17 protein-coding genes are annotated in these 19,880 nt (G+C 58.5%); 11 read left to right on the top strand and 6 right to left on the bottom strand.

Features of this window, described 5'->3' with window-relative positions; genetic code table 11:
• The first annotated feature begins 122 nt into the window (after window positions 1-122).
• On the top strand, window positions 123-1,463 hold the full coding sequence (locus ACNJYA_RS08415; protein ID WP_439402471.1) for an MFS transporter: 1,341 nt from the start codon (window positions 123-125) through the stop codon (window positions 1,461-1,463).
• Window positions 1,464-1,855: 392 nt separating this feature from the next.
• Here ACNJYA_RS08415 and ACNJYA_RS08420 read toward each other — a convergent pair whose 3' ends face one another.
• The 6 genes from ACNJYA_RS08420 to ACNJYA_RS08445 form a co-directional block, all read right to left on the bottom strand.
• Window positions 1,856-3,091, bottom strand: a complete 1,236-nt coding sequence (locus ACNJYA_RS08420; RefSeq protein WP_439402472.1) for an NAD(P)/FAD-dependent oxidoreductase — start codon at window positions 3,089-3,091, stop codon at window positions 1,856-1,858.
• Window positions 3,088-3,921, bottom strand: coding sequence for a sugar phosphate isomerase/epimerase family protein (locus tag ACNJYA_RS08425; RefSeq protein ID WP_439402473.1), 834 nt, complete (start codon window positions 3,919-3,921; stop codon window positions 3,088-3,090). Before ACNJYA_RS08425 ends, ACNJYA_RS08420 begins: the two co-directional genes overlap by 4 nt.
• Window positions 3,922-3,992: 71 nt before the next feature.
• Window positions 3,993-4,316, bottom strand: a complete 324-nt coding sequence (locus ACNJYA_RS08430; protein WP_271596549.1) for a MocE family 2Fe-2S type ferredoxin — start codon at window positions 4,314-4,316, stop codon at window positions 3,993-3,995.
• 63 nt (window positions 4,317-4,379) lie between these two features.
• The gene (locus tag ACNJYA_RS08435; protein WP_271596548.1) at window positions 4,380-5,381 is read right to left on the bottom strand and encodes a sterol desaturase family protein; all 1,002 of its coding nucleotides are present in this window, start codon (window positions 5,379-5,381) and stop codon (window positions 4,380-4,382) included.
• A gap of 65 nt (window positions 5,382-5,446) precedes the next feature.
• On the bottom strand, window positions 5,447-6,421 hold the full coding sequence (locus ACNJYA_RS08440; protein WP_439402474.1) for a 3-methyl-2-oxobutanoate hydroxymethyltransferase: 975 nt from the start codon (window positions 6,419-6,421) through the stop codon (window positions 5,447-5,449).
• A gap of 11 nt (window positions 6,422-6,432) precedes the next feature.
• Window positions 6,433-7,368: a ribokinase gene (locus tag ACNJYA_RS08445; RefSeq protein ID WP_439402475.1), complete on the bottom strand. Its 936-nt coding sequence runs from the start codon at window positions 7,366-7,368 to the stop codon at window positions 6,433-6,435.
• 274 nt (window positions 7,369-7,642) lie between these two features.
• Between ACNJYA_RS08445 and ACNJYA_RS08450 the strand changes: the two genes are divergently transcribed.
• The 10 genes from ACNJYA_RS08450 (at window position 7,643) to ACNJYA_RS08495 (ending at window position 19,591) form a co-directional block, all read left to right on the top strand.
• Window positions 7,643-8,494, top strand: coding sequence for a helix-turn-helix domain-containing protein (locus ACNJYA_RS08450; RefSeq protein WP_439402476.1), 852 nt, complete (start codon window positions 7,643-7,645; stop codon window positions 8,492-8,494).
• 434 nt (window positions 8,495-8,928) lie between these two features.
• On the top strand, window positions 8,929-10,443 hold the full coding sequence (locus tag ACNJYA_RS08455; RefSeq protein ID WP_439402477.1) for an amidase: 1,515 nt from the start codon (window positions 8,929-8,931) through the stop codon (window positions 10,441-10,443).
• Window positions 10,444-10,475: 32 nt separating this feature from the next.
• Window positions 10,476-11,333 (top strand): branched-chain amino acid ABC transporter permease, encoded by an 858-nt coding sequence (locus tag ACNJYA_RS08460; protein ID WP_439402478.1) that lies wholly within the window; start codon window positions 10,476-10,478, stop codon window positions 11,331-11,333.
• Between the two features lie 7 nt (window positions 11,334-11,340).
• Complete coding sequence (locus ACNJYA_RS08465; RefSeq protein WP_439403398.1) at window positions 11,341-12,558, top strand: substrate-binding protein; 1,218 nt, start codon at window positions 11,341-11,343, stop codon at window positions 12,556-12,558.
• A complete protein-coding gene (locus tag ACNJYA_RS08470) occupies window positions 12,552-13,670 on the top strand; it encodes a branched-chain amino acid ABC transporter permease (protein WP_439402479.1) in 1,119 nt (372 codons plus the stop codon). Before ACNJYA_RS08465 ends, ACNJYA_RS08470 begins: the two co-directional genes overlap by 7 nt.
• On the top strand, window positions 13,657-14,391 hold the full coding sequence (locus ACNJYA_RS08475; protein ID WP_271623663.1) for an ABC transporter ATP-binding protein: 735 nt from the start codon (window positions 13,657-13,659) through the stop codon (window positions 14,389-14,391). Before ACNJYA_RS08470 ends, ACNJYA_RS08475 begins: the two co-directional genes overlap by 14 nt.
• A complete protein-coding gene (locus tag ACNJYA_RS08480; protein WP_439402480.1) occupies window positions 14,384-15,085 on the top strand; it encodes a branched-chain amino acid ABC transporter ATP-binding protein in 702 nt (233 codons plus the stop codon). The genes ACNJYA_RS08475 and ACNJYA_RS08480 overlap by 8 nt, the downstream gene beginning before the upstream one ends.
• Before the next feature lie 637 nt (window positions 15,086-15,722).
• Window positions 15,723-16,976 carry a Tm-1-like ATP-binding domain-containing protein gene (locus tag ACNJYA_RS08485; RefSeq protein ID WP_439402481.1) on the top strand — a complete coding sequence of 418 codons (1,254 nt, stop codon included), beginning with the start codon at window positions 15,723-15,725 and terminating at the stop codon, window positions 16,974-16,976.
• Window positions 16,963-17,808, top strand: a complete 846-nt coding sequence (locus tag ACNJYA_RS08490; RefSeq protein ID WP_439402482.1) for a phosphoenolpyruvate hydrolase family protein — start codon at window positions 16,963-16,965, stop codon at window positions 17,806-17,808. Before ACNJYA_RS08485 ends, ACNJYA_RS08490 begins: the two co-directional genes overlap by 14 nt.
• Window positions 17,792-19,591, top strand: a complete 1,800-nt coding sequence (locus ACNJYA_RS08495; protein WP_439402483.1) for an FAD-dependent oxidoreductase — start codon at window positions 17,792-17,794, stop codon at window positions 19,589-19,591. Before ACNJYA_RS08490 ends, ACNJYA_RS08495 begins: the two co-directional genes overlap by 17 nt.
• Window positions 19,592-19,880: the final 289 nt, after the last annotated feature.

Below are 19,880 nucleotides of genomic sequence, written 5' to 3' on the forward strand. Positions count from 1 at the left end.
CGGCGCGCGGAATGCGCCTCCACGGCCATAGCAAACGTCGCCGACGCTCGATGACCGCTCGGCTCGCATCCGGCTCTTCAATGAGCCTTTTCAATTCATTCTGACAACTGGAAGCAGCATCGATGCAAGCCTCTATACAAGCTTTCGATTATAGCGCCAACGATAACGCCATTGAACTGGAAAAGCCCGTTGCAACAAGGTCGATGACGATTGGCCTTGGCGGCGGCGTCGCTCTCGAGTTCTATGATTGGCAACTATACGGCTTCATGGCGGCGTTCCTGTCTCCGCACTTCTTCCCGGCTACCGATCCAGTCGTATCTCTGCTCGCAGGGCTCGCAGTTTTCGGAGCAGGCTTCGCAGCTCGTCCTATCGGTGCAGCAATTCTCGGTCCCATCGCGGATCGCATCAGTCATAAGACGGTGATGATGGTCGCCGTGTCGGCGATGGCGCTTTCTTCGCTCCTGATCGCACTGCTGCCCAGCTACAAAGACCTTGGTATCACCGCCACGATCATACTGGTCACTCTCCGATTGGTCCAAGGCTTGGCCGTCGGCGCAGAGGCTGGCGTCGCAAATGCGATCGCGATCGAATTGGCTCCGCCCGGCCAGGAGGGGCGATACCTCGGTTTAATCAACGGTACTTTTATCATGGTAGGCTCAATTGGAGCGAGCTTAGTCGCCTTCCTCGTCAGCGCTGCCGTCAGTCCTGAAGTCATGAAGGATTGGGCTTGGCGCGTTCCGTTCGGCGTTGGTGGCGTTCTCGGTTTGCTGATCATCTATCTTCGCCGGACCCTTCCGGAAACTCTGATTGCCCGTGCCATGCATCATGAGGACGAAGGCTCGCGTATTCAGGATACGACCGGAGGAGTTTGGAGGGCGCTCTGGAAGGCGCGCCTTTCGCTGCTCGCGGCAATTCTGGTTGTCGGAAGCGTGCAACTCGCCAACTATACCTACAACTTCGGCCTGCCCAACATCGCTAACGGCGTTTTCAAGGAGAACAGCACCTACGTGTACGGCATCGTGACTCTCATGGGGGCTATCTGGATGATTTTCTCGCCAGCGATCGGTGCCTTCGCGGACAAGATCCGGCCCTCCCGCGCTTTTGTCATGATGCGGCTACTGCTCATCCCCTCGTTCTTCTTGCCGCTGCTCTACGTCGAGAAGAACATTGTGGTCTATTCCGCTATCATGCTTGTGGGTGGCACGCTGGTCGGCTGCAACATGGCGCTATACAATTTCATTGCCACAACCTTGATGCCGAGAACCGTTCGGACAACCGGCGTTGCCTTAGGTTACGCTGCCGGAGCGACGATTTTCGGCGGTACAACGCCATTCCTGCTGCTATGGCTTCAGCGCTCCAATCTCTCTTGGATGTTTCCGGTCTACGGCACGGCCGTCGCACTGCTCAGCATCGCGGTGTATGTGATAGCTAAGAAGCGGGGCGGCGTCTACGTCGGGGACTAGGCGCTTCGAATGAAGCGGGGCGCGCCGCACCATCGCGGCGCGCTTGGGCGGTTCGCCTTTGGCCGATCGCCCCAAATGCACATTTGTCTATGAGATCTGAAGTGCGAACAGGACCAACCTGCCCTGAATTCCTCAGAAGAGCCAAGGCTGGGATGCCTGTTGCGCATCTGCGCGGCAGGGAGCCTGAATTTGCGCCCGCTATCGTTGTCCTTTCTTCCGCATTTGCGCAACATGAGAGGCCAAAGCAGGATTGGTTTTCGTCCGATGCGACTATCTTCAGCGTGGTGGGCTCCGAAGCGGCGCCGCTTCCTCGCAAGGCAAGCGCTTCCGGGCGTCGACTTCCTTCTGGGATCCTCAGAATTAACTCTTATGCCGTGCCGAACGCTGAATTCCTAGACCACCAGAGTCTTCAGGCTTATGGCGGGGTCCGCGAGAGCCTCTACCGCGGGGCTAAGCCGCCTGCTGATCATCATCTCGGCGAAGCGTATCTCTCTCGCTACGGAGCTCAGGCTGCCAAATCCGCATGCGGCCACGAGGCGTCTGTCGGCGGCTAGGTAAAACGCGATCTGGCCCTTTGGGCGGAGATCTCTGATGACTGGCGCTTGTCCCTCAGGAGAGAGGCCGACGATTTGCAGTGTCTCGTCGTATTGATCTGACCAAAACCAGGGGACGTCTTCGTAAGGGCGGTTCTCGCCCATCATGTTTGCCGCGGCCGCCGCACCTTGCCGCTGGGCATTGCGCCATGCCTCCAGCCTGACCCGCTTTCGGTAGAGGCGATGTGGAAACGAACAGCAATCCCCCGCCGCGAAAACGTTCGGATCCGAACTTGCGAGCGTCTCGTCCACCAAGATCCCATCGTCGACCGCCAGTCCGGCAGCTTGCGCAAGGTCGACATTCGGCGTTGCTCCGATCCCTACGATCACCAGGTCAGCCTCATACGAGCGACCACCGGCCATCACCACGTTGGACCTTCCTTCGCTGAAATCGATGCGCTCGACAGTGGCACTTGTCTCGATGCGTACGCCAGCTCGCTCATGCTTGGCTCTGATCATTTCGGCCATCGGAGCCGGCACCGCCCGTGTCAGCAGCCGCGGTCCTGCTTCAAGTATCGTGACCAACGCACCTCTTAAGACCGCGCTCACGGCAACCTCAAGCCCGATGAATCCGCCGCCGATCACGACAACCTTGCATCCCTGACCGATCGCCCGGCGGATGCGCGCGGCGTCTTCATACGTCCGCAATGTCGCCACCTTCACTCCTTCGGCGACAGGGACCAGCAGTTTTCGAGGTCGGGCTCCCGTCGCCAGCAGGAGCCGGTGGTACGCTATCCCTGATCCGTCTGAGAGCCCGACCATGTTCGCCGCGCGATCAATTGAAACCGCTTCACTCCCCTGGCGATAGTCGATCTCTAGCTCGGCAAACCGTTCCGATGTCACAATCAACTTTGGCCCAGGGTTGATCTCGTCGATCAGGACCCCCTTCGATAAAGGTGGGCGCTCATACGGAAGCATTGTTTCATTGCCGACAAGGACCACCATGCCTCGCCAGCCTGCCTGCCGCAGAGCGACAGCAGCGGCCGTTCCGGCCTCACCCGCCCCAACGATCACGATTGCCGATTGATCACTCACGCGACTAATCCATTTCCGGCCGGCGGCCGCTCATCGTTTATCGCTTCCTCAAAAAGATTGCGCACCAGTGATTTGAGTAGGAGAGCTTCCTGCCAACGGTCCGTGGTGTCTTTACCATCGCGATCGGTGATTGCATAAGGCTGCGGGCCGAGTTCGCATGTGAAAGACAGACAGGCGTCCGCATGAGTGCGCCGTTGCCAGCTCTTAAATCCGTATTTCCACCACCGAAGGAACAGATCGAGCCACATCTTGTGTTGGGGAAATGTAATCTCGACCTGTATCTGCTCGCGGGACGCAACGCGGCCATGAAATGCCCAGGTGCGGTCGAGTACTTGGCGCACCAGGGCTTCGTCTTCGTCTGAGATCGGATACCAGAATTCGCGGCCCACCAAGAAGTGCGAGAGATCAGCAAGCAATCGCATCTCTGGGACCAGATCCAGCAGGTCGAGCGTAAAGAGAAGATCCGTCGTCATCCTGTTGCGATGCGTTTCGAAGTAGATCGGCATCCCCGCATCCTGCGCCACCCTGATCCAGCCCTCCAGCAGCGGGATACAGTCGGCGAGACGGCGCGGGCGGATGTCCGGTTGGACGTTGAGATGCAGGACGTCGAGATCCCGAGCCAGATCAATGGCGTTTTTCAAGTGGTCGATCGTCTGCGGAAAGCACACGCCCTCGACGGCAAGCCCCGAGCCGGCCAAGGCGCGCGCAACCAGGGCAACCTGCGCAGGATCGGTACAGGAGGTGCTGATGCCATCGAACCCGGCCTCCTGGATCATCGCGATGTTATGGTCGATCGAACGCTCGATTCCGTCGGGCTGGCGCCGTTCCATTGCCCAGAGTGACTGGAGTATAAGCAAACTCCGCTTTGACATCGTGCCGCATTTCCGCGTATTTGGTCCGCTTAGATTTTGACGAAAACGGTGCCGTTCTCGACCTTCACCTCGTAGCTGCGCAGGTCGATGCAAGCTGGAAGCGTCCGGGCCGCACCGGTCCGGTAGTCAAAGGTCCCGAAGTGCTTGGGGCATTCGATAATATTTCCATCGACGATGCCATCCGCCAGGTGGATCTTCTCATGGGTGCAGTGACCATCGATCGCAAAGTAGGCGCCGTCAGGCGACCGAACGATCGCAAAACTCGCTCCTGCATGGTCCCAACGGAGCGCCTCTTCCGGCCGCACCGCCTCGGCCGGACAAGCCGCCACCCATTCACCTGTGGTCGTCACCATGTCTTTTCCCCTATTCCTGAACTTAGAGTGGAGGGCAAATCGCGGTTCTCCCATTCGCTACCCTTATCCACGGGCCCACTTCTTGGCCTTGATACGCTTGGTGAGAGCCTCGTCGGCCTCTGGCGAGCCGTCATGGAAAGTACCAAACCACTCGTCCAGAGGGATGCGCTTCTCGCCGTAGTTCACCTCGAAGTACTTGTGATGCAAGTAGTGATAGTAGTTGTCGGTATCGACGGCATGTTCGTCGTCGAGATACATGCGGTCAAAGCCAACATGGGATTTCGCGGGTGATAATCCGGCGTGTATGAGCTGGAACATTGAATGCAGCGGGTGTGATGGCACGACCAGATGGATCAATACTCCCGTGAAGTAAAATAGAGATTCGACCGGGTGCATGGAGAGGCCAGACCAGGGTCCCGGATTGACGTTGTTGTGGTGAATCTTATGGATCCAGTGGTAAAGAGGCCCCATGTGGAGCAGGCGATGGATGAGGTAGAAATGCAGTTCTCGCCAAGCTGGAACAAGCATGAGAAGCACGATGAAGTAGACGGGATGGGTGGCAAACGCGACCCATGGCATGTAGCCATTCGCGTATCCCCACCACGTCACCGCTTCAACGGCAGACCAGATCGGCACCCCGGCGCCCAGCGTGTAGAAAACGTTCTCGGCGGTCTGGTTACCGAACAAGAACGTCGGATTTTCGATGTCGGGCCATTTGGCATTGTATTTGAACTGCTTCTGTTGCCGACGCTGGATGTAGAGGACAGTGTGGAATCCGCCGTAGAGCAGGACCGTCAGTCCTGCGTTCCGGAGGAAGATGAGAGCGATCCACTGCCAACGGAAATCCCGCATTGTCTCGAGCGCGGGTGTGAGATAGAGCCACGAGATAGCGGCGACCGCGCAATAAAGTGCGTTCCAAGGCCAAAGGTATCCCGGATAGCCAAATAAGAATCGTAGAAGCTTCAGCGGTTGCGTAGGCCATACAAAGAGCGGCGCTCGCTTCAGCTTCTTGTTGGGTGTCCAGTGTCCGCGCTTGTCCCTCTTACCGAACAGGGCGTCATCCACAGATGCCTCCTTAGAAGAGATATTTCAGAGCTTAGAACGAACAGTTGGGCTAGCGAAGGGAGGCCCTACCGGGGCGTCTCCTCGAGTGCCGTCATGAATGCCCCGTACTCGTCGTCTCCAATCGCGGCGACCTCGGAAGATCCGGGGAACGAGTTCGCTTCAACGTCCGTCCGAAAGGCGCGAAGGGCGTTGACGCGATCCTGCTTGATGCGCTGCCGTAGCGCGCGAAGATCTCCGTAGGCCCTCGCATGCCGAGGGCGCCGCTCTTCTTCGCCGCAGATGTCGGCGGTGAACAGAAAGATGACGTCCGCACTCGGTCCAGAACCCAGCGAAACCGTGACTAGGCCCGTCCGTGGCTGGATTGCGGCCATGACACGCGCAGGAACGAGCTCGCATTCCACCGCGAACGCACCGGCGTCCTCAAGACGGCGGAAGCGACTGAAAAGCTCCAACGCTTCGTCCGCGTTCTTGCCGAAAGCGCGAAGCTTTCCCACCCAGGTCGATTTCCTTGGAACAAGCCCCAGGTGACCCATCACCGGAATGTCCTCCGCCGCCAGCATGGCGACAGTCGCCATGCCGCGTGCGGTGATCACCGCATCTGCACCGTCGGTCAGCGCCTTCAATGCGGTGCGTAAGATATCGTCCTGTGTTGCGGCATCGGTAAAGCCGAGCGCTGCGGTGATGAAAAGTCGCTTCGAGCCGGCGCGCACGGCCGCCACGTTGGGGGCGCGGGTCACCAGCATCTCGATACCGGCTTCTTCCGCCGCCGCCGCCTCGTCCGCCGTATCAGCGGTTACTTGCGTGTAGCGTTTGCCCGCTTTTCGGGCCGTGCGGAGGTCGGCCACCGTCACTGTGCGCTCAGCCTCGCGCGCCGTCCAATCGTAAATTCGCGGCATCTTGCTAATCAACTCGCTAGGTTCTTGCAAAAGGGACGGTGCCCGGCGTTCCGCATCTGCTTTGCTACCGCTTCGAACTTCGCGATTGCCGACGCTTACGTGGTCGAAGCCAACAGGGCAGTCGGAAGCTGTCTGATCAGCCATCCGGCTCCTCATCAACGCGGGGCGAAAATTTTGCGGTACATGTCCTCGGCAGCCCTGCGCGTCGCCATACCGGGAATAACCCCGAGTTTGGTGCAGACGAGAGCGCCGCAGCAAATCCCAAAACGTGCGGCCTCGATCACGTCCTTGCCTTCAGCCAGAGCCACAGCGAAGCCTGAGTTAAACGCATCGCCAGCGCCGGTCGTATCCACGACCTCGACTTCGGCGGCCGGGATTGCTGTGTCGATCGTGTCAGTGACAATGAGCACGCCGCGGTCGCCAAGTGTTACAACTACATTGGAGGCGCCCCGCTTGCGCAGCAACTCGACGAGCTCCCGCGAGGGCCGCGGATCGTCCGGCCTGAGGCCCAACAAAATACGAAGTTCGCTCTCATTTGGCGTAAGATAGTCGATGAACTTGAAAATCTCATCCGGAAGCGGCGCCGCAGGAGCTGGATTAAGAATAGTTTTCTTGCCGTGCTTTCGGCCCAGCTCCATGGCGCGCATTGCGACGTCGACCGGAGGCTCGAGGACCGCCATCACGACGTCGCTTTCCCGAATGCGGCTCTCGGCACGATCCACAAAATCCGGATTCATAGCGTTCGTGGCACCATAGTCCATGATGATAAAGTTCTCGCCCCGGTCGTTGAGGATGATGAAGCCAACAGCCGTGGGACTTTCGTCGATTTGCTTGACATAGGCGGCGTCCACGCCCTCGGACTTGTAGAGGTCTGTCGCGATATCGGCGAACTTGTCTTTGCCAATGATGGCGACCAATGATGACTCTGCGCCTAATCGCGCAGTCGCAACTGCTTGATTCGATCCTTTGCCGCCAGGACCCATATCGAAACTGCTGCCCAGCATCGTGACGCCGAAGACCGGAATGTTTGGAGCGCGAATGGTAAGCCCCACTGCGAAGCTGCCGACGACGGTGATTCTTGGCTTTGTCATCAAGTCCTCCCCTAAAATGATGCTTGAAGTCAGCGCTCAAACGTCGGCGCCGTATGAGCTCGGGAATATCAGAAGCTCATCGTGCCGGCGCAGTGTGGGGCCGGTGAGTGTCAGCACCGTCTCCTCCGTGAATCCTCGCAGCGAACTTAAAAGGATACAAAACGTGCGTCCAGGAATGCGGCTGCAAGTTCTTGTTCTTCGTTATTGGCCAGGCTAAATGTGAAATTCGCCGGCGGAAATGGACAAAGCACGCTTGAATTTATATAAAACGCGCATGTCAAAGTTGTTGCAGCGCACGCTTTTTCCTGAGAGCCATCAGTACGTCGTTCCTGACGTCGCGTGGATTCGCTGCGCTTTTACGGTACTACGAGCTGGTAAAGCTATCACTGCCCCGGACCATCGTATCGCGCGAGATAGCTATCCGGGCCAAGACATTCTGTTCTGCAAAGCGGGTCGTGGTTTCGTATCCAGCGAGGGGAGGACATTAAGTGTTGTCCGCAATCAGTTGATGTGGATCGCCAACGAGACCCCGCATGCGCACTGGCCAGATGAGAGCGATCCCTGGACAGTTCTATGGGTGCGGATCGATGGACCCAATTGTGCGGCCATTCGGCGCAAGGTGTTCGGCGACGGCCCAACCCTCACGACGATCTTGAAGCCGAGCGAGATTGAACGATGGTTCGATGAGTTGTTTGATGTCTTGCGCGCGAGAGATGATAACGTCGATATGGCTCTCAATCACATAGTGTCGGAGCTGTTGCACTTGATAGCAGCGCCTTCACCCAGGCACGGTGAATCTCGTCTTCCCGCCCCATTGCGCGCCATCGTCTCAGAGATGCAGCACGCGCCAGAGCGACCTTGGCATGCCGATGAGCTGGCCTCCGTCACCGGTCTCAGCCCCGGACAAACGCGGCGCCTATTCCAAAAGTATTTGCAGATCAACCCGAGGCGCTGGCTGATCCGAGAGCGTATTATGATGGCACAAAGGCTACTCTTGGAAACTGATGCACGCCTCGGGACTATCGCTGAACGCTGCGGCTTCTGCGACGTCTATCACTTCAGTCGCGAGTTCAAGCGTAGCACCGGCACCGCCCCCCGCACTTGGAGGCGGGCCGAAGGGACTTGAATAAATATCTTTCTGCTTGCCACATTTACTCACCCTTTGGAGCACATCAGGTTCTTCCTGCGGTGGAGCTTGTTAGTCAAGGTCAACGAGCCGGGGTGGGGAGCTTGGGAGTGCATTGGGCTCTGTCAGATGGCTGCCACACTGCAACTCTAAGCTGATCGCGCTGGCTTGCTCGTCCGGCCGCTCGATCGAAAAACAAGACGCTCGCGCTAACCGAGACAGGAAGCGGCAAGGCTTGACGGCCCGGCAGCTCCGCAATGCTCTGCACGAGCAATGGATGAGTGCGAGCTGCTTTACCCAATATTACTCACATCCCTTTGCGCGCCCTCTTTGTGGCGGATGCACTTGCTCCTCAGAATGGCGGGGACGCGGCCATCGTAGAATAATCGATAGGCGGCACGTCTAAATACCAGGATAAATTTTTAGGAAAGCCCATGTCAGTCGCCCTTCCAACCCCCATCCAGCTTCGCAGCATCGCCCAACAGTGTGGTCTCTCGCTGACCGATGAAGACGTTGCCTCCTTCCGGGGGCTGATGCAGGGCACGCTCGAATCGTACAATCTCGTCGCTGCGATGCCCGACGAATTGCCGGCGGTCAAATATCCACGGACCCCTGGCTATAGGCCATCTTCGGACGAAAATCCGCGCAACGCTTGGTACCGCAAGACCACCATCCAGGGGGCCGCCAGCGGAAAGTTGAAAGGCAAGACGGTTGCCTTGAAGGACAACATCATGTTGGCCGGGGTGCCTATGATGAATGGCTGTGCCACCCTTGAAGGCTACGTACCCGATTTCGATGCCACGATCGTGACGCGCATGCTCGATGCTGGCGCGGAAATAGTGGGCAAGGTTCACTGCGAGGCGTTTTGTCTCTCCGGCGGTAGCCACACCAATGCAACCGGCCCGGTACACAACCCACACAAGAAGGGCTATTCGGCCGGCGGTTCCTCCTCCGGAAGTGGGGTTGTGGTCGCGCTCGGCGAGGTCGACATGGCGATCGGCGGCGACCAAGGCGGCTCGATCCGCATGCCGTCTTCGTTTTGCGGCACATACGGTATGAAGCCGACCTGGGGTCTCGTTCCCTACACGGGAATCATGCCGATTGAGGTCTTTATCGATCACACCGGACCGATCACGGCGACAGTAGCCGATAACGCGCTGCTGCTGGAGGTGATTGCAGGCGACGACGGCTACGATTCGCGCATCAAGGCACCAAAGGTGGATGAATACACCAAAGCGTTGGGTGCCGGCATCAAAGGAATGAGGATCGGCATCCTTAAGGAAGGATTCGAGCAGCCTTCGGCGGAGGCTTCTGTCAATGAGTGCGTGCGGGAGGCGGCCAAGCGCTTTAAGGATCTCGGTGCGACCGTTGAGACCGTCTCGATTCCGATGCATCTGTTGGGAGCGGCGATCTGGACGCCGATCGGAACTGAGGGCGCGGTCCAGACCATGATGTACGGCGACGGCTATGGTGTCAGCCGAGGCGATCTATATCCAACGTCGCTCATGGATTTCCATCGCGGTTGGCGGCGGCAGGCGGATTCGTTGTCCGAGACGACCAAGCTGTTCCTGCTGCTCGGCACCTATATCAACAACACCTTTGGATCCCGCTTTTACGGCAAGGCGCTCAACATCTCACGCCGGCTCGCTGCAGCATACGACAAGGCCCTCGAGAGTTACGATCTCCTGCTCATGCCGACGACACCGATGAAGGCAACGCCGCTGCCGCCTTCCAATGCCAGCCGCGAGGATTACTTCACTCGCGCGATCGAAATGTTCACCAATACCGCGCCGTTCGACATTACGCATCATCCAGCCATGTCACTGCCCTGCGGAATGGTCGACGGATTGCCAGTCGGCCTGATGCTCGTCGGTCGTTACTTCGAGGAATCCACGATCTACCGTGCCGCCCATGCCTTCGAACAAATAGGTGACTGGAAGAAGATGTAAGGCGAGCTGCGCTGGCGCGCGGATGGATCTATATGACTAACACATTCATGGCGGCATTCGACATTCTGAGCTTCAGCGCGATCATGGTCTTGATCGTGCTGGGCCTCGGAGTCATCGCGAGCATGATGGGCATCTTCAATTTTGCCCAAGGCGAGTTCGTGTTGCTCGGTGCCTACATTACTTATCTCGCCTATCATCATGGTCTGCCGGTGTGGGTCGGTATGGCTGCCGCACCTATTCTCGTCGGATTGCTGGGCTTTGTGCTCGAAGCGCTCATGATCCGCCGGTTCTATGCGGCACCCATCGTGGCGATGCTCGGCACTTATGCGCTCGGCCTCGTCATCCGAGAGACGGTGCGTGGCCTCATTGGCGGCTTGTATCTGACGGTTCCGGAGCCAATTGGCGGATCTATCGGTATCGCCACCATGCACATCTCGGCCTGGCGCTTTACGATCCTCGTGATCACGGGCTTGGTGTTGGGAGCCTGCTATCTGCTGCTGTCGCGCACGAGCTTCGGCCTCCGCGTTCGGGCGACACTTGAAAACCCGGCTCTGGCGCGCGCATCTGGCGTTTCGACGACGTTCATCTATGGCGCTACTTTTGCCTTCGGTGCAGCGCTAGCGGGGCTCGCCGGTGCGCTTATTGTGCCCGTTTTCGATCTATTTGCCGATCTCGGAATTCGTTTTCTGATCCAGGGATTTGTTGCGGTCATGGTTGGTGGGGTCGGCTCCTTCATCGGACCAGTAGCAGGCGCTGGGATCATCGGCGCTGTCAGCGCGGCGCTGCCATGGGCTGTGGCACCGGTCGTCGCCGATGTGCTCGTCTTCGTACTTGCTATCGTTTTCGTCAAGTGTCGGCCGCAAGGCCTCATCGATCAAAGGGGAGTGTAATCATATGATTGTTGATCGCGTCCAACTTACACGCCGTCGTTTCCTTTCGAACTTCGCTTTCACGGCTGGTGCGATCGCTACAGGAGCCGGCAGCTGGGTGATCCGGCCCGACTGGGCCAATGCCGCCGAAGGTCCGATCAAGGTCGGCATCGCGATCGATCTCACCGGCCCGATCGGCTTCGCCGGAAAGGCGGATGCCAATGTTGCCAAGATGGTGATCAAGGAGATCAACAATTCCGGCGGACTGCTGGGCCGACCGATCGAGCTCTATATCGAAGACACCGCCTCCAATGAATCGGTCGCGGTGGGTAACGTGCGCAAGCTGATCCAGCGCGACAAGGTGGACATGGTCCTCGGCGGCCTCGCCAGCTCAATGCGCAACGCCATCAAGGATGTCATCGTTTCACGGGGCAAGACGCTCTATATTTATCCGCAATTCTATGAAGGTCAGGAATGCACACCATACCTGTTCTGTACCGGCGCCACCCCGGCGCAGCAATGCGACACATTTATACCTTGGCTAATCAAAAACGGCGGCAAGAAGTTTGCCCTTCCAGGCTCAAACTATATCTGGCCGCGCAACCTGAACGCATATGCTCGTAAATTGATCGAAGCCAATGGCGGGGAGGTCGTGTTCGAGGAGTATTATCCTCTCGACCAGATCGATTTCTCCGCTACCGTCCACGCAATTATCTCGAACAAAGCTGATACCGTCTTCAATACCGTCATTCCTCCAGGCGTCGGTCCCTTATTCAAGCAGCTTTCCGAAGCGGGATATCTCAAGAACGGCGGACGGCTTGCTGCCGTGAATGAGGATGAAAATTATCTCAGCCTCCATGCTGCCAATGAGATGGAGGGGCTTGCAAGTTGTCTCGACTATTACAAAGCAGTCGCAAAGGATGATCCGATCTCCGCCAGAATTCACGGAGCCTATGAGAAGGAATATCCTGGAGAGTCCCTGTTTGCAGCGAGCAGTGCCGCGCCCAGTACCTACCGCGGGCTGAAGCTTTGGGAGGCCGCCGTCAAGGAAGCTGGAAAGGTCGATCGCGAGTCAGTCGCTGCAACGCTCGATCACGCCAAGATCGCGGAAGGTCCGGGCGGACCGGCCGAGATGGTTCCTGGCAAACGTCACTGTAGGATGAACATGTACACGGCGGTCTGCAAGAGCGGGAAGTTTGAAATCGTGCAGCGCAGCAACGGGCTTGTCGAGCCCAGGGAATGCTGACGACCCCCCCCAAAAAAAATAAAGCCATGAACGCGGTAGAAAGGCCCTCGGTGCCCACACTAGAAGTCAATCTCGCAGCTGCCGAAATCGGTGAAACAGCCTTTGCAGGAGGGGTTAGACCAGTCCTGTTCATCATCGAAGGGCTAGTGCTTATTGGAGCAATAGTGCTCCCGATGATGCTCCACGACTATCTTACGGTGTTTGCGACCCGCGTCGTGATCTTGGCGCTCTTCGCTCTCTCATTCGATCTCGTGTGGGGGTATGCCGGGATCATGAGTTTCGGGCAGGCCCTCTTCTTCGGCTCGGCAGGCTACGCCGTTGCGTTGCTTGCACGCGACCTCGACATCACCTCGATCCTTCTGGTGCTGCCCGCAGGCACACTGATCGGTCTCGTCTTCGCGTTGCTGCTCGGTGGTTTTCTCCTCCTCGGCAGGCATCCGGCCAGCGTGATCTTCGTTTCGCTCGGGACTCTTACCGGTGCCTATGCCGCCGATCGTCTCGCTCGCGGCTGGTACTACCTCGGTGGCCAGAACGGCATTCCCTCGATTCCGCCGATGACGCTCGGCACTTACGAATTCTCGGAAGGGCCGGTGTTTTACTATCTTGCACTGGGGCTTCTCGTCACTGTCTACCTGGCATGCCGCTTTCTGGTGCGCTCGCAGTTCGGGCTCGCGCTCGCCGGCCTGCGCGAGAACGAGCAGCGCATCGCTTTTTTCGGATACAAGACACAACATTTGAAAGCCATAGTGTTCGCGATCGGCGGCGCCATCGCAGGCTTGGCCGGCAGCCTCTACGCTTCCCAGGAGGGTTTTGTCTGGCCCAATATGGTCGGCGTTGTTGTCTCCACCCAGGTCGTGCTTTACGTGCTGTTCGGCGGCTCGGGTACGTTGATCGGCGCGGTGATCGGTACGGCTATCGTCGAAGGCCTATCCTTTTGGCTGTCGGACAATTACCGGGACATTTGGCCGATCATTTTGGGCCTGCTTCTGCTCGGCGTGATCCTTTTCCGGCCCCTCGGACTTATCAGCATGGTGCTCACGGAGCGCGAGCGCGTGGGCAGCTTCGCCGCGAAAGCGCAAAAGAAGAAGGCAGAGCATCATGCCGCTTCTTGAAGCCGCAGGCATTCGCAAGATCTTCGGAAAACTTACAGCTCTCGAGGAGGCGGCGCTCACCGTTGGCGAGAACGAGTTCCACGGATTGATCGGGCCCAATGGCTCGGGCAAGAGCACGTTGATGAAGTGCATAGCGGGGGCGGAGGTGCCAACGCAGGGCAAGGTCAGCTTCATCAATACAGATATTACTGCATTCACGCCCAGCGAGCGCTCCCGAGCTGGCATGAGCCTGAAGTTTCAAATCACATCGGTACTGCCAACCCTCACGCTCTACGACAATATCCTCCTCGCGCTGCAAGGGCATTGCTCGCTGCTTGATCTTGTCTTGTCGCGCAGCCGCAGACAGCTGCACGATCAGGTCATGATGATGCTGACCCAGTTCCGTCTCGCCGATCGTGCGTTTGATGCCGCCGCAACGCTTTCCCACGGCCAGCAGCAATGGCTAGAGATCGCGATGGCGCTCGCCGGCAAGCCACAGCTCCTGCTGTTGGACGAGCCTACCGGAGGCATGAGCCTTGAGGAGCGCCGCGTCACCGGCGAACTCTTGCGGCCCATCAAACAGCATTGCTCCATCGTCATCGTGGAGCACGATCTCGATTTCATCCGCGACATCTGCGACCGCCTCACGGTCCTTGACCAAGGTAGGGTGCTGGCGACAGGAAGCGTGGCCGAGATCCAGGCCAACAAAAGTGTCCAGGAGATCTACTTACGCCGTGCTTAAGAAACAGTTCCTCGACATAAGGCATCTTGACGCTGGGTACGGGCGCAGCCAAGTGCTGTTTGATCTGACCCTCGGCATTCCCTGGCGAGGCGGTGTCGCCGTACTTGGCCGTAACGGTGCAGGAAAGACCACGTTGATGAAAGCCATTGTCGGCGAGCTACCAAGCTGGAGAGGCGAGGTGGTCTTTGATGGCCAGGCATTCAATCGTCTTCGAACTGAGCAGCGTGTGCGCGCCGGCATTGGCTATGTGCCGCAAGAGCACTCGGTGTTCGCACGCCTCTCGGTGCGGGATAATCTCGCAGTGGGATTACTCTTTAACACCAACGCTTCAGCGATTGACCGCGTCCTGACGATGTTTCCTAAGCTCGGCCACCGCCTTGATCAGGCAGCGGGCACACTTTCGGGTGGCGAGCGTAAGATGCTAGCGATCGGGCGCGCCCTACTGGGAGATCCAAAACTATTGCTGCTGGATGAGCCGACCGAGGGAGTTTGGATTGGGGTGATCGAGGAGATCACCGAACGCCTGACGGAACTCGCGAAGGAGATCGCGGTCATCATTGTCGAGCAGCACCTCGATCTCGCATTGCGGGTCGCGGACCACGCATACGTACTCGATCGTGGCCGCATCGCGCTGCAGGGCGCAGCAGGGGACGTCCGCGGTAATCCCGAACTTCTGCGGTACCTCGCGCCGTAAGTGTCTAACCTCAGTCCTGGATAGAGCCACTTCCAGCCTTTCGCTCCGCGACCTGACTGCGCAAGGCCTCGCAGTTCGGGACCGGCCCAAGCGCTGTCCGAGCGAGGCGAGAGTGCCCGCGGAACCATTGCGGCATCTTACGGCAGCAGCCGAGGTACCCCTCAACCTGCTTGTATCCAATCCATAGGTCGGATGCCTGATTGATTCGCTGATCACGGCCATAGTGAGCACTGTTCTGACGAACCTGGTGCTCAGCAAAGAGTCTCAATTGGTTAGTTGGCTCAAGAGTTGCCGATCGGCGGATCGGCTCGATCGCAAGCTCTGCTCCGGCCGCGCTGACTTTTCGCTTGTCTGGAAAGGACAAGCAATGATGTCTGCCAACCGAGCAAATTTTCGCGCTCATAGCACCGACTTCGCATTGTTCGAGAATGACGACGCAGAAGTAGTGAGGTGCATGGGGGAGCCTGAACGGCTCGCATAGACGCCGCGCCGTGGTCTCGGCAAGGCACTTAGACCTTCGGTGATCTCCAACTGATGCATCTACCCAACTTTACCCAACTCCGCCCGCCTCCGTTCTTATGCTCCGTTTTCAGTCATCCTAGACCACGAGAGATTAGAATGGTCCGGGAGAAAGATCGTGTCTCACCATCGCGCGGACGACCAAGAGGCAGTCCGGGATGGTAACCTATCCAAAAGTCCTGCTTCTGCATCGCCGGCAGTGGCGATTGTCGCCACGCTGGACACCAAGGGTCGCGAGGCCTCTTTTCTATCCGACATAATCCAAAAATTCGGTCGAAAGACCGTCCTGATCGATATCGGCACATCGTCGGGAGGCAAGGCTATCGATTCTGCGAGGCGCTCGCTTTCACCTGCTGAGCTCCTGACACAGATCGCCGCGTCGACCCGCGCGAAGGTGGCTGAGCTTGGAGGCAATGGCATAATCGACGCCATTGTGGCCGTTGCGGGAGGGAAGGGGAGCGCCGCCTTCGGCGAGATCGTCTCCGATTTGCCGTACGGCTTTCCAAAGCTGCTGGTGACAAGTGCGCGGCCTGCGCTTCTCGCTGAACTGGCAAGCCATCACGACATCATATTGTACCCGACGCTGGTCGATCTCTTTGGTGTCAATGCCTTCACGGCAAAAGTGCTGGAGAATGCAGGGCGGGCGATCTCCGCCATGCACTATCAATCCAACAACAGCAAACGCGAGCGGAAGATCGTTGCGATCACAGCCTTTGGCGTGACGACGCCTGCGGCAGATCAGTGCGTGTCCCTGCTTGCCGATGCCGGTCTGCACGCGATCGTGTTTCCAGCCAACGGAGCCGGTGGCCGGAAGATGGAGCAGCTGATCGCTGCCGGCGAATTTGATGCAGTGATCGACCTGACTACGACGGAGTTGGCCGATGAACTCGTGGGAGGCACGGCCAGTGCGGGCCCCGATCGGCTCAAGGCGGCTGCGCACCAACAGATCCCGCAAGTGATCGCGCCCGGCGCCGTTGACATGGTTAACTTCGGTCCGCCCTCCAGCGTACCCGATCGATTCCGAAACCGGCGCTTCTACTCCCATACGCCCTACACAACTCTGATGCGTACGACGCCGGCCGAGAACACTGATATCGGCGCGCTTACGGCCGAGCGGCTGTCGCAGGCTAAGGGGCCTGCCATTGTGCTTTGGCCGGCTAAAGGTGTGTCGGACTACGACCGGGAGGGTGGCGTATTTCGAGACGCGGAAGCCGACCACGCTTGGCTTGAGGCAATCAAGACCAATGTCCGGCCAGAGATCACAGTCCGCGAGCTCAGCTGCCACATCAACGACCGTGAATTTGCCGAGACCGCCGTGACGTGGATCGTCGAGCAGCTCGGGCTGGGAGGCTTTTCTCGTGCAAATATTTGATCGCGCGGAAATTCTTTCGAGGATCGCAGCCCAAGTTGCGGACCGAAAGGCGATCCTCGCCGCGGCCAGCAGCTGTGGGTTGGTCGCCAAATGCGCCGCGCTCGGGGGAGCCGATATGCTGGTCGTCTACAGCACAGGTCTGTCGCGGCTCATGGGCCTTCCCACCAGTCGCATCGGCGATTCCAATGCCCGTACGCTTGAGCTCGCTGCGGAAATTCGCAACGTCGTATCTTCTGTGCCTGTGATTGGGGGCGTTGAAGCCTGGGATCCTCTCCGGCTTGATCTTGATGCCCTTCTAGACAAGTTCTCCGCTGCCGGCTTCTCCGGCGTGATCAACTACCCGACCATCTCCACCATGGGGGAAAAATGGCGTGACCGCCGCGGCCGTGTCGGGCTCGGCTTCGAGCGCGAGCTTGAGTTGATTGCGACTGCTCGCAAGAAGAACATCTTCTCGCTCGCCTACGTCGCAAGCCCAGAAGACGCCAAGCTCATGGCGAGCAGAGGAGCGGACTGCATTGTCCCTCATGTCGGCGCTACTCGCGGCGGTCTGGTGGGCCACGAGGATGGACAACCGATCCAGGAGGCGATCAGGAGCATCAACGAGATCAACGCGGCAGCCAAGGCGGTTCGATCAGACATCATTCTTCTCTGCCACGGCGGCGCAATCGCAGAGCCGCAGGACACGTATGAAGTTTATCGGTCGACCGATTGTGTCGGCTTCGTTGGCGCCTCCTCCATCGAACGGATCCCAATCGAACGTGCAGTGAAGACCGCGGCAGAGGAATTTAAGGCCGTTCCTCTGCCCCGGCAAACTGATGTTCATCGCAAATAAAAAAGAAACCGGAATGAAAAAGCCAATCAGCCAATCAGGCATGGAAACCAGGACAGCGCTTCCCCCAGCGGGCAGATCCCCGGAGTATCGCGAAACTGATCTCCTCGTGATCGGTAGCGGTGCGGCCGGTCTGTCCGCCGCTCTCTATGCGGCGAAAGCTGGACTACGGGTGATCGTCTGCGAAAAATCGCCGCGCCTCGGCGGAACGACAGCTCTCTCTAACGGCATGATCTGGGTGCCCTGCTCGGTTCAAGCGCGGTTCGCGAAAATCGACGACTCGCTCGCCAAGGCTCGGACCTATCTTCAGCATGAGCTTGGCAATCACTACCGGCCGGACTTTATCGAAGCCTATTTAGAGGACGGTCCAACCGCGCTTGCTTCGCTTGAGCACGGGAGTGAGGTCAAGTTCACGCTGGCCCCAGCGCCCGACTATCACTCCAGCCAAATCGGTGGCGCAGACAAGGGTAGGGCGCTCAGCCCTGCGCCCTATGATGCGCGCCTTCTCGGCAAAGACTTCGATCTCATCGGAGATCCCATTCGGGTTGTACTCGGAGGGATGATGATCTCGTCCGGTGAAGTCCGAAGCTTTCTCAATCCGTTTCAATCCATCTCGTCCCTCAAGCACGTCTTGCGTCGCGTGAGCCGCTACGCACGCGATCGCTTGAGCTACAGGCGCGGTACGGAATTCAGTGGAGGCAACGCGTTGATCGCACGCTTGCTGGTGAGCTTGCGCAAGCTCGATGTCGAACTATGGCCGGCGTCTCCTCTTCTTGAACTCATCAAGGAGGATGGGCGAGTCACAGGTGGAATCGTGAAACATGCCGGTTCCGAGGTACGCGTGCTTGCTTCCCATGGCGTCATCCTCGCAACGGGTGGTTTCGCCCGCAACGCACAGCTGAGAGCGGAGCTGAGCGGACCACATCTGCATGACGATACGCTGGCTCATCCCGATGTCATGGGCGATGGCATTGAGCTTGCAAAGAAGGTCGGAGCGGCAGTCGACAAGGATGTCGCGTCCGCAGGCTTCTGGACACCGGTATCGATTCTCAAGACGGGCAGCACCTCACGGGTGGTCCCGTATGGTTGGCTCGATCGCGGACGTCCCGGCGTCATTGCAGTCGCGCCGAACGGGCGCCGGTTCGTAAACGAGTCCAACTCTTACCATGACATCTGCCTGGCGATGTTCGCTAACGGATACCCCACAGACAAGCGGTTCTATTTCGTCTGTGATTCCGATTTCGTTCGCCTCAGAGGCATGGGGCATCTGTTGCCGTGGCCATGGACGGTAAGCATCGGCAAATACGCTCGGCTTGGATATATCAAGGTGGGCCGAACAATCCCAGAGCTCGCCCGAGAAATCGGGCTCCCCCCCGACGTGCTCGAGAGGACGATCGAGGAGCACAACACCCATGCCGTCATAGGGATCGATCCACTCTTCAAACGCGGCGAGTCGACCTTCAACCGCACGCTTGGAGATCCAAGGGTCGGAACCAAGAACCCAAATCTAGGACCGATCCGGAACGGCCCCTTCGTGGCGCTGCCGATTGTTCCGGCAACGCTGGGCACTGCATTGGGCCTCGCGACTGATAGCTGCGGCAAAGTTCTCGATGGTCAACGCAAGCCGATCCAGGGTCTCTACGCCTGCGGCAACGATATGACATCGCCAATGCGCGGAATCTACCCCGGAGCAGGGATTACAATCGGTCCTGCGATCGTCTTCAGCTACCGCGCCGTGGCGGATATACTCGCCGCCTCAAGCACGAAGAATCGCGTAGCATCCTAAATGAAGGAATGCGATTGCTGTCCTAGCTTCTCTCGAGGTTGTATATGCTCGGTGTCTCGTTCAAGCTGGATGGCTGATGTGGGCAAGGAGCGCCATTGTTAGCCTCTCTGGCTTGATGCCAGGGCGCCAAACAACGAGAGGCCGCCGCGCGCATGGTAATCTCTCGAGCGTTATGTTCTCGGCGCGACTTGGTCTTGGTTCGACGAGTGATGATAAAGAGCCACGACGATCCGCCTCCTCTTCCAACTACCGATGATGCCTGACCTCGGCGGGCCTGCACACACAATCG

It is taken from the genome of Bradyrhizobium sp. BLXBL-01 (assembly GCF_051853025.1).
Classification (GTDB): Bacteria; Pseudomonadota; Alphaproteobacteria; order Rhizobiales; family Xanthobacteraceae; genus Bradyrhizobium.

What these genes read in the sequence shown, in the direction of transcription:
- ACNJYA_RS08460 (WP_439402478.1), top strand. Translation starts at nt 10,476, where the DNA reads ATGACTAACACATTCATGGCGGCATTCGACATTCTGAGCTTCAGCGCG.
- ACNJYA_RS08495 (WP_439402483.1), top strand. Translation starts at nt 17,792, where the DNA reads ATGTTCATCGCAAATAAAAAAGAAACCGGAATGAAAAAGCCAATCAGC.
- ACNJYA_RS08475 (WP_271623663.1), top strand. Translation starts at nt 13,657, where the DNA reads ATGCCGCTTCTTGAAGCCGCAGGCATTCGCAAGATCTTCGGAAAACTT.
- ACNJYA_RS08440 (WP_439402474.1), bottom strand. Translation starts at nt 6,421, where the DNA reads ATGGCTGATCAGACAGCTTCCGACTGCCCTGTTGGCTTCGACCACGTA.
- ACNJYA_RS08445 (WP_439402475.1), bottom strand. Translation starts at nt 7,368, where the DNA reads ATGACAAAGCCAAGAATCACCGTCGTCGGCAGCTTCGCAGTGGGGCTT.
- ACNJYA_RS08415 (WP_439402471.1), top strand. Translation starts at nt 123, where the DNA reads ATGCAAGCCTCTATACAAGCTTTCGATTATAGCGCCAACGATAACGCC.
- ACNJYA_RS08450 (WP_439402476.1), top strand. Translation starts at nt 7,643, where the DNA reads ATGTCAAAGTTGTTGCAGCGCACGCTTTTTCCTGAGAGCCATCAGTAC.
- ACNJYA_RS08430 (WP_271596549.1), bottom strand. Translation starts at nt 4,316, where the DNA reads ATGGTGACGACCACAGGTGAATGGGTGGCGGCTTGTCCGGCCGAGGCG.
- ACNJYA_RS08455 (WP_439402477.1), top strand. Translation starts at nt 8,929, where the DNA reads ATGTCAGTCGCCCTTCCAACCCCCATCCAGCTTCGCAGCATCGCCCAA.
- ACNJYA_RS08425 (WP_439402473.1), bottom strand. Translation starts at nt 3,921, where the DNA reads ATGGAACGGCGCCAGCCCGACGGAATCGAGCGTTCGATCGACCATAAC.
- ACNJYA_RS08470 (WP_439402479.1), top strand. Translation starts at nt 12,552, where the DNA reads ATGCTGACGACCCCCCCCAAAAAAAATAAAGCCATGAACGCGGTAGAA.